The organism is Achromobacter insuavis (assembly GCF_902859645.1).
Classification (GTDB): Bacteria; Pseudomonadota; Gammaproteobacteria; order Burkholderiales; family Burkholderiaceae_B; genus Achromobacter; species Achromobacter insuavis.
This window is the reverse complement of record NZ_CADIJR010000117.1, coordinates 1-13,190: the sequence shown is the minus strand read 5'-3', so window position 1 is coordinate 13,190 and position 13,190 is coordinate 1. Positions and strand designations below refer to the sequence as shown.

At 69.5% G+C, this 13,190-nt stretch carries 12 protein-coding genes and 1 pseudogene; 5 read left to right on the top strand and 8 right to left on the bottom strand.

All coding sequences use genetic code 11. The features are described 5' to 3' along the window. A pseudogene (locus tag H0523_RS30040) lies at positions 1-429 on the top strand (c-type cytochrome); the annotation flags it as partial. 70 nt (positions 430-499) lie between these two features. After that, positions 500-1,030, top strand: coding sequence for an OsmC family protein (locus H0523_RS30035; protein WP_054432326.1), 531 nt, complete (start codon positions 500-502; stop codon positions 1,028-1,030). Between the two features lie 61 nt (positions 1,031-1,091). Here H0523_RS30035 and H0523_RS30030 read toward each other — a convergent pair whose 3' ends face one another. Beyond that, entirely contained in the window at positions 1,092-1,934 is an 843-nt protein-coding gene (locus H0523_RS30030) for a LysR family transcriptional regulator (protein WP_054432325.1), read from the bottom strand. A gap of 108 nt (positions 1,935-2,042) precedes the next feature. Between H0523_RS30030 and H0523_RS30025 the strand changes: the two genes are divergently transcribed. After that, complete coding sequence (locus H0523_RS30025) at positions 2,043-3,029, top strand: bile acid:sodium symporter family protein (protein ID WP_054432324.1); 987 nt, start codon at positions 2,043-2,045, stop codon at positions 3,027-3,029. A 26-nt stretch (positions 3,030-3,055) separates the two neighbouring features. Here the strand turns inward: H0523_RS30025 and H0523_RS30020 are convergent, their stop codons facing one another. Together H0523_RS30020 and H0523_RS30015 are read right to left on the bottom strand one after the other, a co-directional pair. Continuing rightward, positions 3,056-3,442 (bottom strand): Rieske (2Fe-2S) protein, encoded by a 387-nt coding sequence (locus tag H0523_RS30020; protein WP_054432323.1) that lies wholly within the window; start codon positions 3,440-3,442, stop codon positions 3,056-3,058. 51 nt (positions 3,443-3,493) lie between these two features. Further along, the gene (locus H0523_RS30015) at positions 3,494-5,296 is read right to left on the bottom strand and encodes an ABCB family ABC transporter ATP-binding protein/permease (RefSeq protein ID WP_054432322.1); all 1,803 of its coding nucleotides are present in this window, start codon (positions 5,294-5,296) and stop codon (positions 3,494-3,496) included. 281 nt (positions 5,297-5,577) lie between these two features. Between H0523_RS30015 and H0523_RS30010 the strand changes: the two genes are divergently transcribed. After that, on the top strand, positions 5,578-6,405 hold the full coding sequence (locus tag H0523_RS30010; protein ID WP_054460928.1) for an aldo/keto reductase: 828 nt from the start codon (positions 5,578-5,580) through the stop codon (positions 6,403-6,405). Positions 6,406-6,435: 30 nt separating this feature from the next. Here H0523_RS30010 and H0523_RS30005 read toward each other — a convergent pair whose 3' ends face one another. Both H0523_RS30005 and H0523_RS30000 read right to left on the bottom strand, forming a co-directional pair. Further along, a complete protein-coding gene (locus tag H0523_RS30005; RefSeq protein WP_054432320.1) occupies positions 6,436-6,633 on the bottom strand; it encodes a hypothetical protein in 198 nt (65 codons plus the stop codon). Continuing rightward, positions 6,630-7,805: a PepSY-associated TM helix domain-containing protein gene (locus H0523_RS30000; RefSeq protein WP_054432319.1), complete on the bottom strand. Its 1,176-nt coding sequence runs from the start codon at positions 7,803-7,805 to the stop codon at positions 6,630-6,632. The genes H0523_RS30005 and H0523_RS30000 overlap by 4 nt, the downstream gene beginning before the upstream one ends. A gap of 187 nt (positions 7,806-7,992) precedes the next feature. Between H0523_RS30000 and H0523_RS29995 the strand changes: the two genes are divergently transcribed. Then, on the top strand, positions 7,993-8,712 hold the full coding sequence (locus H0523_RS29995; RefSeq protein ID WP_054432318.1) for a metallophosphoesterase: 720 nt from the start codon (positions 7,993-7,995) through the stop codon (positions 8,710-8,712). A gap of 31 nt (positions 8,713-8,743) precedes the next feature. Here the strand turns inward: H0523_RS29995 and H0523_RS29990 are convergent, their stop codons facing one another. From H0523_RS29990 to H0523_RS29980, 3 genes are all read right to left on the bottom strand, one after another. After that, positions 8,744-11,230, bottom strand: a complete 2,487-nt coding sequence (locus H0523_RS29990) for a TonB-dependent siderophore receptor (RefSeq protein ID WP_156350168.1) — start codon at positions 11,228-11,230, stop codon at positions 8,744-8,746. Positions 11,231-11,373: 143 nt separating this feature from the next. Further along, positions 11,374-12,372, bottom strand: a complete 999-nt coding sequence (locus H0523_RS29985; RefSeq protein WP_054432317.1) for a FecR domain-containing protein — start codon at positions 12,370-12,372, stop codon at positions 11,374-11,376. Further along, positions 12,359-12,874: a sigma-70 family RNA polymerase sigma factor gene (locus tag H0523_RS29980; protein WP_054432316.1), complete on the bottom strand. Its 516-nt coding sequence runs from the start codon at positions 12,872-12,874 to the stop codon at positions 12,359-12,361. Before H0523_RS29980 ends, H0523_RS29985 begins: the two co-directional genes overlap by 14 nt. Positions 12,875-13,190: the final 316 nt, after the last annotated feature.

Below are 13,190 nucleotides of genomic sequence, written 5' to 3'. Positions count from 1 at the left end.
ACCTGCCGCGACGGCCGCGCCGCCACGCTGTCGGGCCTGCGCGGCCTGCCGGTGCGGGTGGCGGCCTTCGCCCCTGGCGCGCCGCCGGAACCGCAGGATCCGCGCCTGCTGACCGTGGCGTTGACGCGCGGCGGCGCGCCGGCGGCGGAGGCCGATTGCGTGGCGGCGGACGCGGCGGCATGGGAGGCCTATGCGCTGGCCGCGGGCGTGGCGCCGGCCGACCTGGCGGGCGCGCAGTTCATGGTGGACCGGCGCGGCTGGCTGCGGGCGCGACGGCTGCCGGGCGCGGCGCCGGCCTGGACCAGCGCCGACAACGTCTGCGGTCCGGGCGGCCGCATGGAGAACGCTTCGGCCCAGGGGCTGGGCGCGCTGCTGCTGGCGATGGATCGCGCGCCCATCGAGATTCCGGATACGCGGCGCAGGCAGTGATGCGCCATCGCCCGGCGTGGCGGCCGGGCACCTTTTTTCCTTTCCCTTTCACTAACGCGAGGCAGGCAAGATGAGTACCTTGAATGAATACCTGGGCCAGAAGCGCGAGGCGGTGCTGGCGCGCAATGCGCGTGATCCGGGCACGGTGACGCCGGTGAAGCTGCGCGCGCATATCAGCGCCGAAGGGCGCAGCGGCGTGCGCCGCATCCGCATCCGCGACCATCAGGTGGTGAGCGACAGCCCGGCGGATTTCGCCGGCTACGACCTGGGGCCGAGTTCGCCGGAACTGCTGCTGGGGTCGCTGGGCAGTTGCCTGACGCATATCTTCCTGATCAAGGCGGCCGAGCTGGAATTGCCGCTGGAATCGCTGGAGGTCGAGATCGAAGGCGACCTGGATCCGCGCGGCGGCAAGCCGGGCTACGAGAAGGTGCCGTTCTTCCCGCACAACATCCGCTATACGGCGCACATCGTGTCGCCGGCCGATCCGCAGGCGGTGCGGGCGGTGCACGAGGCGGTGGAGCAGTGGTGCCCGATCCTCAACCTGCTCAAGCAGCCGCAGCCGCTGGAAGGCAGCGTGCGGCATACGCGGCCGGGGGCTTGAGCGGCGGCCATTCGCACCGCGCGCGCTGGCGCGTCAGGCGGCCAGGCCGACGGGCCAGGATTCAGGTCAGCGAGCTGCGCATCAGGATCTCGGTCAGCGCCCGGGTGGGCTTGTTGGGCGCGGGCGCCGAGATGACGATGAACTCCACCTGCGGCAGCGCCGGCAGGGCCAGCGCGCCGGCCGGCGCCGCCAGTCCGGCGGTGGACAGGTGCGAGGGCTGCACGGTGATGCCCAGGCCGGCGCGGGCCGCCGCCTGGCAGCCGGCGTAGCCGGTGCTGGTGCAGACGATCTGCCAGCTGCGGCCGGCGCGCGCCAGCGCGTCCAGCGCCAGGGTGCGGGTGACGCTGGGCTCGCGCAGCAGGATCAGCGGCAGCGGCGCGTCGGGCGCCAGGCGCAGGCCTTCCTTGGCGCGCCACAGCAGGGCTTCCTTGTGCAGGGTCTGGCCGCGACGGTCGCCGCGGCGGCGCTTGCCGATCATCACGTCCAGGCCGTTGTCGTCGAGCAGGCGGTAGAGATCGCTGGTGACGCCGATGGTGATGTCCAGCTCCACTTCGGGATGCGCCTGGCGGAACGCGGCCAGCACGTCGGGCAAGGGCCCCATCGCCAGGTCGTCGGAGGTGCCGAGCCGCACGCGGCCGCGCAGCCGCGGGGTGTCGAACAGCCGCTCGGCGCGTTCGTGCGCGTCGAGGATGATCTCGGCGTGCACCAGCAGGCTGCGGCCGTCGCTGGTCAGGGCCAGCGAGTGGGTGTCGCGCAGGAACAGGCGGCGGTTCAGCGCCAGCTCCAGCTGGCGGATGTGCTCGCTGACGGTGGGCTGGGTCAGGCCCAGGCGGCGCGCGGCCTCGCTGAAGCTGGGCGAGGCGGCGGCCGCGGCAAAGGTCTTGAGCCAGAGCGGATTGAGCATGGCGGCCTGCCTATAGGGAATTCCGATAACAGTTAAAGTAACCAGTGGTCTTCACGATAGCAAGCGCCGCGCCTATAGTTTCCGCGACCTTCCCGGAAACTTCCCGCCATGCGCCGCTTCCTGCCCGACCAGTTCACCCTCATCCTGATCGCCACCGTGGCGTTCGCCAGCTTCTTTCCCGCCGTGGGCAAGGGCGCGTCGTTCATGATGGTGGCCAGCAACCTGGCCATTTCGCTGCTGTTCTTCCTGCATGGCGCGCGCCTGTCCACCGACGCGATCGTGGCCGGCGTCAAGGACGTGCGGCTGCACGCGCTGATCCTGGGCTGCACCTTCATCCTGTTCCCGGCGCTGGGGCTGGCGCTGCGGGCGCTGTTTCCCGGGTTGCTGACGCCGGCGCTGTGGCTGGGCGTGATCTTCGTGTGCACGCTGTCGTCGACGGTGCAGTCGTCCATCGCCTTCACCTCGATGGCGCGCGGCAACGTGCCGGGCGCCATCTGCGCGGCGACGGCTTCCAACCTGCTGGGCACGGTGCTGACGCCGCTGCTGGTGGCCGTGCTGCTGCATCGCCAGGGCGGCGGCCATGGCCTGGCCGACGCCGGCCGCATCCTGCTGCAATTGCTGTTGCCGTTCGCGGTGGGCAGCCTGCTGCGGCCGTGGATCGGCGCCTGGGCGCAGCGCAACAGCCGCGTCCTGTCGAAGGTGGACCGCAGTTCGATCCTGCTGGCGGTCTACACCGCGTTCAGCGAAGCGGTGGCGCAGGGCATCTGGCACGCGTTCCCGGCGATCGACCTGGCCACCATGGTGCTGGTCAATGCGCTGCTGTTGGGGGCGGTGCTGCTGATCACGACCTGGGGCAGCCGCAAGCTGGGGCTGTCCAAGGAAAACGAGATCACGTTGGTGTTCTGCGGCTCGAAGAAGTCGCTGGCGTCCGGCATTCCGCTGGCCACGGTGCTGTTCGGCACCTCGCAGATGGGTATCGTCGTGCTGCCGCTGATGATCTTCCACCAGATGCAGCTGATGGTCTGCGCGGTGCTGGCGCGCCGCTATGCCGATCGCGCCGAGCCGGCGCAGACGGCCGCGCCGGCCCGCGCCTGACGCCGCGGCGGCCCCCGCCTGACGGGTCAGCCGCCGCTGGCGAGCGGCTGGATCTTGCCGCTGGGTTGCCAGTAGACGGCGCCGTCGCGCTCCTGCACCGTCAGCACCGTGAGGCGGCCGTTCTTACAGGGGCCGCCCACGCACAGGCCGGTATCGGGCTGATAGGTGGCGCCGTGGCGGGCGCACATGATCAGGTCGCCGGCGCGCGTGAAGAAGCTGCCTTCCCAATCGAGTTCGACGCCCACGTGGGCGCAGCGATTCAGATAGCCATGGACCCGGTCCTGGTAACGCACGAAGAACGCCGTGGTCTGCCCCGCGCTGTCGGAGACCGGCAGTTTGACGCCCAGCCCGCCATTGACCAGGTCGGTGGCGGCGCAGACGCGGACTTCGGGAGCGATACGGGAATCCTGCATGGAAGGCCTTGGAATCAAAGGGTGCGATCTTGGGTCAGGGGGCGGGGCTTGTCAATCGGCCGGCGCGGCGGTGTTTTCCTGCTGCCGCGCCCACATCGCGGCATACAGGCCGCCCGCGGCCAGCAAGTACGTATGGCGGCCGCGTTCGGCGATGCGGCCATCCTCCAGCACGATGATCTCGTCGGCGTCGGCCACGGTGGACAGGCGGTGGGCGATGATGAGCGTGCTGCGGCCGCGGCTGACCTCGCGCAGGTTGGTCTGGATGTCGCGTTCGGTGCGGGTGTCGAGCGCGCTGGTGGCTTCGTCGAACAGGAAGATGGCCGGGTCCTTGAGCAGCGTGCGGGCGATGGCCACGCGCTGCTTTTCGCCGCCGGACAGCTTGAGGCCGCGCTCGCCCACCATGGTCTGGTAGCCGTCGGGCATGGCCATGATGAGGTCGTGAATGTGCGCCAGCCGGGCCGCGTGCTCGATCTCGGCGTCGGAGGCGCCGGGCCGGCCATAGCCGATGTTGTAGCGGATGGTGTCGTTGAACAGCACGGTGTCCTGCGGCACCACGCCGATGGCGGCGCGCAGGCTGGCCTGGGTGACGTCGCGGATGTCCTGGCCGTCGACCAGGATGGCGCCGGCGTCGGCGTCGTAGAAGCGGAATAGCAGCCGCGCGATGGTGGACTTGCCCGCGCCCGAGGTGCCCACCACGGCCACGGTCTTGCCGGCCGGCAGGGTGAAGCTCACGCCCTTGAGAATGGGCCGGCGCTCGTCGTAGCCGAAGCGCACGTCGCGGAACTCGACTTCGCCGCCGGCCACGCGCAGCGGCTGCGCGCCGGGCCGGTCGGCCACTTCGCGGTCCTGGCCGAGCAGCTCGAACATGCGTTCCATGTCGATCATGGCCTGCTTGATCTCGCGGTAGATGAAGCCGAAGAAGCTGAGCGGCGAGTACAGCTGCAGCAGGTAGGTGTTGACCAGCACGAAGTCGCCCAGGGTGTAGCGGCCCTCGGCGATGCCGTTGGCGGCCATCCACATCACCAGCGTGAGGCCGGCGGAGATGATGACGGCCTGGCCGACGTTGAGGATCGACAGGCTGACCTGGCTGCGCACGGCGGCGCGTTCGTAGCGGGTGAGCGAGGCGTCGTAGCGGCGCGCTTCGTGTTCCTCGTTGCCGAAATACTTGACGGTTTCGTAGTTCAGCAGGCTCTCGATGGCCTTGGTGTTGGCCTCGGAGTCGGTTTCGTTCATCTGCCGGCGGAACTTGGCGCGCCATTCGGTGACGGCCAGCGTGTAGGCCATGTACAGGACCACCGTGGCGCCCGTGGCCAGCGCCAGCCAGGCGTCGAACATCTTCCACAGCACGATACAGACCAGGCCGATCTCGAAGAAGGTCGGCAGGATGTTGAACAGCAGGAACGACAGCAGCGTCTGGATGCCCTTGGTGCCGCGCTCGATGGCGCGGGTCAGGCCGCCGGTCTGGCGCGTCAGGTGAAAGCGCAGCGCCAGGCCGTGCAGGTGGCGGAAGATGCGCAGGCCGACCGAGCGGATGGCGTGCTGGCCGACGCGGGCGAAGAGGGCGTCGCGCAATTCGGAAAACAACAGGGACAGAACGCGCGCGCTGCCATAGGCCAGGATCAGGCCCAGCGGCACGGTCACGCTGCCCGGCGCGCCCTGGCCCAGGGCGTCGATGGCGTGCTTGTACAGCAGCGGCGTGTAGACGGTGGCCGCCTTGGCGGCGAACAGGCACAGCAGCGCGGCGACGACGCGGGCCTTCAGGCCGGTCTGGCCGGGCGGCCAGAGGTAGGGAAACAGGGTGCGCAGCGTGGCGAAACCGCCACGGCCGGGCGTGCCGGAGTCAGGGGTTGTCATAGGGGCGGCAAGGGCAAATGGCGTGGGCCCGCGCGGGGCGCGGGCCGGGTATGGAGGCGATTATCCGGCACCGGCGCTATTATTTAACTGAAAACCCCTGGGACGGATGGGCCACGCGCAGGCCGCTCCCGGGGGTTTTCCATCCGGTTTTCGCATGCGGGCGCAGCAGGGCGGGCCCGTCATCCACTGTCGACCAGGCGTACGCCCGGCAGCATTCCTGGTCGCGCGACCTGGCGCGTTTTCGCCGTGCAAGTGTTGCGTTGCAAGCTTCGGAGGGTCATATGGCGAAGGTACCCACAGTGAAACTGAACGACGGCAGCAAGATTCCGCAATTGGGCCTGGGCGTCTGGCAGGTGCCGGACGAGCAGGCCGCCGCCAGCGTCAAGGAGGCGCTGGCGGCGGGCTACCGTTCGGTGGACACTGCCGCGATCTATGGCAACGAATCCGGCGTCGGCGCCGGCCTGCGCGCGGCGGGCGTGGCGCGCAAGGATCTGTTTGTCACGACCAAACTGTGGAACGACAGGCATGGCTTCGATTCGGCCCACGAGGCCATGAACGAGAGCCTGGAAAAGCTCGGCCTGGCCTATGTGGACCTGTACCTGATCCACTGGCCGGTGGCGGGCAGCGAGAAGTTCGTCGACGCCTGGCGCGCGATGATCGAGATGAAGGAGGATGGCCGCGCGCGTTCGATCGGCGTGTCCAACTTCACGCGGGCCAACCTCGAGCGCCTGATCGACGCCACCGGCGTGACGCCGGCGGTCAACCAGATCGAACTGCATCCGGGCTTCGCGCAACGCGAGCTGCGCGCCTTCCATGACAAGCACGGCATCGCCACCGAGTCGTGGAGCCCGCTGGCGCAGGGCGGGGTCACCAAGGAAAAGACGATCGTGGACCTGGCGCGCAAGCACGGCAAGTCGCCGGCGCAAGTGACGCTGCGCTGGCACTTGCAGCACGGCCTGATCGTGATCCCGAAGTCGGTGACGCCGGCGCGCATCCGCGAGAACATCGACGTGTTCGATTTCGAATTGTCGAGCGCGGAGATGGCGGCGATCGACGCCATCAAGGAAGGGGCCCGCCTGGGGCCCGATCCGGAGAAGTTCGGCAAGTGAGGCGCGCGGCGGCCGCGGGCCGCCGGCTCGCTACGCGTCGGGTTGCGCGGGCGGGAAGAACCAGTAGCGCACGATGACCACCAGCAGGATGGTCAGCGCGGTCCAGGAGGCCCAGTGCCAGCCGCCGGTGCCCAGCAGCGCGGCCAGCAGGCCGAAGACGCTGAGCACGCCCAGCAGGATCGGCACGCCCCATACGAACAGGAAGCCGCGGGAGGATTTCTTGTTCATGCGGGGTTCCGTTGCGGGGTGGCGGCGGCCTGGTGCTTGCGCACCAGCTCGGCGATGCGGGCCTCGGTGGCGCGGCGGCGCGCCAGCCACAGGTAGAGGCCGCTGACCAGCACCACGATGGTGATCAGGTCGAGCACGGCCCAGATGATCTTCAGCGGCAGGCCGCCGTAGTCGCCGAAGTGCAGCGGACGCGACAGCTCCAGCGCGGTCAGATACCACGGCATCTTGGCGACGGTGGTCAGTTCGCCGTTGCGGCCGTCGATCAGGACCGGCGTGTTCATCTTGGAGGTCAGCGGCGTGGCGCCGCGCATCCAGGCGATGTAGTGGTGCGGGCTGCCGAAGGCGTTGCCGGGGAAGGCGATGAACGACACTTCGTTGCCCGGCAGGGCCTTGCGGGCGGTGTCCGCCGCGGCCTGGGCCGAGGACAGTTCGGCCGGCACGCCCTGGCCCTTGTAGGGTTCGAGGATGCGCACCAGCTCGGTCGATTGCCACAGCCGGAACAGCGGCGTGGACAGCTCGTTGATGACGCCGGTGAAGCCGACCACGAAGGCCCACACCAGGGTCACGATGCCGAGCAGGTTGTGCAGGTCGAGCCACTTCAGGCGGGTCGAGCGGCCGGCGCGCACGGTGCCGAATTCCAGCTTCTTCATGAAGGGGCCGTAGAGCACCACGCCCGAGACGATGGCGATGCAGAACAGCAGCCCCATGAAGCCCAGGAACAGTTCGCCCGGCAGGCTGGCGAACAGGTCGACGTGCAGCGACAGCATGATGCCCATGAACGAGAAGCGGTCCTGGGTGTAGAGCGGGCCGTCGAGCAGCACGTCGCCGGTGCGGCCGTCCATGCGCACGGCGTGGCCGGAGACCTGGCCGTCGCCGGGCTTCTTGGCCATGCCGACGTAGACCTGGGGTTCGTCGGGGTCGAAGAACAGGTAGTCGACGACTTCGCCGGGGTACATCGAGCGGGCCTGCGTGACCAGCTTGTCGAGGTTGGCCGGCGGCGTCGAGGCGGGCACGTCGGACAGCGGCTTGGCGTCGTCGAGCCAGTGTTCGATCTCGTGGTGGAACACCAGGGGCAGCCCGGTCAGGCAGATGATGAGCAGGAAGATCGTACAGACCAGACTGGTCCACTTGTGGACCAGGTACCAGGTTTTGATGGTGGAGGCGGCGGTCATGGCGACGGCGGGGCGGCTCGCGCGGCCCCCTTCAGGTTGGATTTTGGGAAAGACGGAACATTATCACGAATAATAGCTATTCTCGTAACGCCGTTCATGAGATCGCGCGTGAAAGCCCGGTGTAATCGGGGACTGATAAAAGCGGGTTAAAAAGAAACATGGGCCCGATTGGGCGGGCTGGATCATCATGCAGCAACGTTTTCTGAAAGTGCCGCGCAACGAGCAGGGCCGCGATTTCGCGGTGGGCGACGTGCACGGCTGTTTTACCCGCCTGCAGGACAGCCTGGGGCGGATGGGGTTCGACGCCAGCCGCGACCGGCTGTTTTCCGTCGGCGACCTGGTCGACCGCGGGCCGGAGAGCGAGGCCGCGCTGGATTGGCTGGCGCAGCCCTGGTTCTTCGCGGTGCAGGGCAACCACGAGGACTATGCGGTGCGTCACGTGCGCACCGGGCAGGTGGACGTGGTGAACTGGCGCGGCTACGGCGGCGGCTGGTTCCTGGACCTGCCGGCCGACCGCCAGCAGGTCTACGCCGAGGCCTTCGGGCAACTGCCCATCGCGATCGAGGTGGAAACCTCGGCGGGCCCGGTGGGGCTGCTGCACGCGGACTGCCCGGTGCTGTTCTGGCCGCGCCTGGAATCGGCGCTGCAGGACCGCTACAAGCGCACCAGCGCGGCCTGCCAGTGGTCGCGCGAGCGGCTGCGGCAACTGGACCGCACCGGCGTGCGCGGCGTGCGCGCCGTGGTGGCGGGCCACACGCCCGTGGCCGCGCCGCTGGCGCTGGGCAACGTCTATCACATCGATACCGAGGGCTGGAAGGACGGCTACTTCACCTTCCTCGACCTGGAAACGCTGCAGGCCTGGCCGCGCGCGGTGGTGACCGAGCCGGATACGGAAGCGGTCCGCTGACGCGGGCCGCGCGCGCTCGATCCGGCCGCGCCTACCAGCGGTAGGTCGCGGTCGCCAGCACCGTGCGCTGATCGCCATAGCGGCAGGCGCCCGCGCTGCAATTGCTGAGATAGGTCTTGTTGCCGAGGTTGCGCACGTTCAGCGCCAGGTTCCAGCCCTGTACCTGGTAGCCGATCATCGCGTCGAACAGCGTGTAGCCCGGCAGCTTCTGGGCGGCCGACTCCTGGTAGCCCCAGTTCGGTCCGGTGTAGCGCGCGCCCAGGCCGATCTTGATGCCGGATGCGAAGCGGTAGTCGGTCCACAGCGCGATCTGGTTGCGCGACACCGCCTGCATCTGCTTGCCGACTTCGCTGGGCGTGCTGCTGGCCGTGACCTCGGCCTTGGGCGTGTACGTGTAGGCGGCCACCACGTTCATCTGCGGCAGCGGCCGGAATGCGGCTTCCAGCTCCAGGCCGCGCACCTGCACTTCGCCGGTCTGCTTGGGCAGGAACTCGGGCGTATAGGTGATGTAGTTGTGGCGCCGCAGGTCGAACACCGCCGCGCTGTAGCGGCTGCGCCCGCCGGGCGGCTCGTAGCGGATGCCGAGTTCGTACTGGCGTCCGGTTTCCGGCCGCATCGGGTTGTTGGTCACCGAGTCGATGGTGGCGGTGGGCGAGAACGATTCAGCGTAGCTGAAGTACGGCGCGATGCCGCTCGGATGCAGGTAGACCAGGCCGGCGCGCTTGCTGAAATGGTGCTCGGAGATCTTGGTGCGGGAGCCGTCGATGTTGCTGTCCACGTCCGCGCTGGCCTTGTCGTAGCGGCCGCCGAGCGTGGCCACCCAGTTGCCCCATTTGATCTGGTCCTGCAGGTAGAAGCCGGTCTGGGCCAGCCGGGTGGTGGCGTCGAACCAGGGCGCGGCAGTCTCGACCGGGCTGCCGTACGACGGCGAATAGCCGTCGATGGGCGCGACCACGCCGTCGTTGTAGGTGCGCTGGTAATTGCGCGAACGCTGGTAGTCCAGTCCGAACAGGAAGGTGTGGGTCCAGTCGCCCAGGGCGACCTTGGCCTGCGCCTGGTTGTCGATAGTGAAGAGCCGCGCGTTTTCCTGGCTGCCGAACGGGAACCGTTCCAGCAGGCGGAAGTTGGCGGGGTCGTCCGGGTTGGCGGGGTTGACCGTGGCGAAGCCGCCGCGCACGTAGACCTGACGGTAGTCGACGCTGGTGTAGCCGTAGCGCGTGTTCTGGCGCACGGTCCAGGTGTCGTTCAGGCGGTGTTCCAGCAGATAGCCGACCATCCACTGTTCCTGGTTGAAGCGGTCGAAGCCCGGTTCGCCCACATAGGTATTGCGCGAGAATTTCCCGTTCGGATTGGGCAGCTGCGTGCCGATCTCGGGAAAGCTGCCGTAGGAACTGCCGTCGCGCACCCGCAGATAGTGCGACAGCAGGGTCAGGGTGGTGTCGCTCGACGGCTTGAGGGTCAGCGCCGGCGCGATGAAGAAACGGTCGTTGGGCAGGCCGCTGGCGGGCAGCTCGGCGTCGCGCGCCAGGCCCGTGATGCGGTAGAGCACCTTGCCGTTGTCATCCAGCGGGCCCGAGAAATCGCCGGCCACCTGGCGCCGCGAATGGTCGCCGACCTGCGCTTCCAGCTCGTGCAGCGGTTCTTCGGTGGGGCGCTTGCTGACGACGTTGATCATGCCGCCCGCGCCGTTTTGCCCGTACAGCACCGAGGTCGGGCCGCGCAGCAGTTCGATGCGCTCGGCGCCGTAGACCTCGGTCTGCCAGACCGCCCAGCTGTTGTTGTTGCGCAGTTGCAGGCCGTCCAGGTAATAGCCCGGCGTCTGCGCATCGAAGCCGCGGATGATGGTCCAGTCAAAGCGCGTGTCGGCGCCCCATGGTAGGGTGTTGATGCCCGGGGTGTAGGCCAGGCTTTCCTTCAGGCGCGAGGCGCCGGTTTCGCGGATGAAGTCCGCCGTTACGACCGAGATGGACTGCGGCGTTTCGAGAATGCTGCTGTCGGTCTTGGTGCCGGTGGCGCTGCGGCTGGCCACATAGCCGTCCACCGGGCTCCAGGCCGTTTCGGGGCGGCCGGTGACGGTCACTGCCGGCAGCGTGGCGGGGCTGTCGGCGGTGGGCGCCGGGCGCAGCGTATAGGCGCCGTTGGCGCCGCGCACGACGCGCAGGCCCTGGCCCTGCAGCAGGGTGGCGAAGCCGTCCTGCACGGAATAGGCGCCGTTCAGGCCGGGACTGGTCTTGCCGCGGGTCAGGGCGCCGTCGGCCGACAGCTCGATCCCCGCTTCGCTGGCGTAGCGGGTCAGGGTCTGGTCGAGCGGACCGGATGGGATCTGGTAGGTGCGCACCGGTGTCTGCGCCCCGGCGGGCGCAGGCGCTACCTGGGCTGGCGCCGGCGAGGTGGCCAGCAGGGCGCCGCCCAGCGCCAGGCAGAGCGCGGTGCGGCGCGGGAGCAGGCGGGGGGCGGTGGGCCGCGCGGAGAGGGGCGCGGTGATGCGGAACGGAGAGGAAAGGTGGCGGCTCGCCATCGGGTCGATCCCAGAAAGTACGGAAGAAAGTGTTGCGACTGCTATGTCTTCCGGACGAGCGGGCGATTTCCTCAATGCCGCGCCAACAAAAATTGCAACAGGGGCCAGGGCTTGCGCGGGGCGCTTCTGGCGGTCGATGCGCCCTAGCGTGATGCCCTGGGGCCGACGGTGACCCAATAGCGGCTGAACGTGTGAATGTCGACCGGCACGCCCAGCGTCAGGTTGTGCAGGGCGCGGTCGGTGTCGCGCAGGGGGAAGACCCCGGTGACGCGGAGGTCTGCGACGGCCGGGTCGCAGCGCAGGAAGCCGCTGCGGTAGCGGGCCAGCCGCGCGGTGAAGTCCGCCAGCCGCATGTCCTCGGCCAGCAGCACGCCGCGCGTCCAGGCGGCGTCGGCCTCGCGCGCCGCGGCGGGCGGTTCGGCGCGCTGCGGGTCGAAGCGCGTGCGCTCGCCCTCATGCACCCGCAGGACCGCCTGGGTGGCCGCGCCGGGATAAACGTCGACCGCGCCCTGGTAGACCGCCAGGTGCGCCTGCGGGCCGGCGTCGCGCAGGGTGAAGCGGGTGCCCAGCGCCTGCACCATGCCTTGCCGGCTCTGCACGCGCAACGGCCTGTCCTGGGCATCGACAGCGGTCGACACCAGGATTTCCCCGGCCAGCAGCAGGATGCGGCGCTCGTGGCGGTCGAAGCGCACGTCGATGGCCGAGCCGCTGTCGAGCACGACGCGGGAGCCATCGGCCAGGGTGATGTCGCGGATCTCGCCGACGGCGCTGCGGTGGTCGGCGGTCAGCACGCCCCAGCGCCCGCTTTCGCGCCAGAGCAGGGTGGCCCCGGCGGTGGCGGCCGCCGCGATGCCCAGTGTCCGCAGCGCTTTGCGGCGCGCGGCATAGGCCTGCGGACGGGCGTCGAGCAGCACCGTGCGGGAGGCCGGCTCGGAGACCCCGGCCAGCTTGGCGTCCATGACCTGCAGGCGGCGCCAGGCGCGCAGGTGGTCGGGATGGGCGGCCAGCCAGGCGTCACAGGCCGCGCGGTCGGCCGCGCTGGCCTCGCCCGACCACAGCCGCGCCATCCAGGCCGAGGCGCGGCGCACGACCGCGGGATCGATCGCCGGCCCCTGGCCGGCGGCCGCGTCAGTGCGCGCCATCGTAGAGGGCCTGGTAGCACGCCAGCAGCGCCGCCGCGACGTACTTCTCGACCGAGGAGACGGACACGTGCAGCCGTTCGGCGATCTCGCGGTAGCTCAGGCCGTCGAGCTTGCACAGCAGCAGCGCCATGCGGACCTTGGGCGGCAGCTTGTGCAGGATGGTGTCGACTTCGATCAGGGCCTCGACCGCCAGGGCGCGGACTTCCTCGGACGGCGCCAGCGCCACCGGCAGCGCGGCGATGGCCTCGAGGTAGGCGGCCTCGATGCCGCGGCGGCGGTACAGGTCGATCAGCAGGCCGTTGGCGATCTGGGTCAGGTGGCGGCGGGACTGGTCCGGCTGCGGCGTGGCGCCGGAGGCCAGGATGCGGACGTAGGTGTCGTGCGCCAGATCGGCGGCGTCGAAGGCGTTGCCCAGCCGCTTGCGCAACCAGCCACGCAGCCAGCCGTGGTGGTCACCGTAAAGCACTTCGATGGGCTGGGGGGAGGTCCCGGTCGCGGACATGATGGACTGGCGTGGCGTTGGCGCGGCGCATTCCATGATCCGGAATGCGAATTATTCCGGATCATAGTTGATCCGCGCGCGCGCCGGCAAGCCGGTCTTTCCCGGGCGGATCGGCCCGTGCTGGACGGGCCCGAAGGAGGATCGCTAGAGCGGCCGCGCGGCCAGCGGCCCGGTGCCGTTGACGGCGCTGGCGCGGGCGGGGATGTCGGCGTCGACGCGCGGCACCGGGATCGGCGGGATCGGGGTGTTGCCGCCGTCGCCGCCCGGGTTGCCCCCGGAAGCGCCGCCCAAGGCGCCGCCCAGCGTGCCGCTGCCG

Bases quoted from the DNA above. Each gene is read 5' to 3' on its own strand.
- H0523_RS30030 (WP_054432325.1), bottom strand. From the start codon at position 1,934: ATGCTCAATCCGCTCTGGCTCAAGACCTTTGCCGCGGCCGCCGCCTCG.
- H0523_RS30010 (WP_054460928.1), top strand. From the start codon at position 5,578: ATGGCGAAGGTACCCACAGTGAAACTGAACGACGGCAGCAAGATTCCG.
- H0523_RS29990 (WP_156350168.1), bottom strand. From the start codon at position 11,230: ATGGCGAGCCGCCACCTTTCCTCTCCGTTCCGCATCACCGCGCCCCTC.
- H0523_RS30035 (WP_054432326.1), top strand. From the start codon at position 500: ATGAGTACCTTGAATGAATACCTGGGCCAGAAGCGCGAGGCGGTGCTG.
- H0523_RS30020 (WP_054432323.1), bottom strand. From the start codon at position 3,442: ATGCAGGATTCCCGTATCGCTCCCGAAGTCCGCGTCTGCGCCGCCACC.
- H0523_RS29985 (WP_054432317.1), bottom strand. From the start codon at position 12,372: ATGGCGCGCACTGACGCGGCCGCCGGCCAGGGGCCGGCGATCGATCCC.
- H0523_RS30000 (WP_054432319.1), bottom strand. From the start codon at position 7,805: ATGACCGCCGCCTCCACCATCAAAACCTGGTACCTGGTCCACAAGTGG.
- H0523_RS30025 (WP_054432324.1), top strand. From the start codon at position 2,043: ATGCGCCGCTTCCTGCCCGACCAGTTCACCCTCATCCTGATCGCCACC.
- H0523_RS29980 (WP_054432316.1), bottom strand. From the start codon at position 12,874: ATGTCCGCGACCGGGACCTCCCCCCAGCCCATCGAAGTGCTTTACGGT.
- H0523_RS30005 (WP_054432320.1), bottom strand. From the start codon at position 6,633: ATGAACAAGAAATCCTCCCGCGGCTTCCTGTTCGTATGGGGCGTGCCG.
- H0523_RS29995 (WP_054432318.1), top strand. From the start codon at position 7,993: ATGCAGCAACGTTTTCTGAAAGTGCCGCGCAACGAGCAGGGCCGCGAT.
- H0523_RS30015 (WP_054432322.1), bottom strand. From the start codon at position 5,296: ATGACAACCCCTGACTCCGGCACGCCCGGCCGTGGCGGTTTCGCCACG.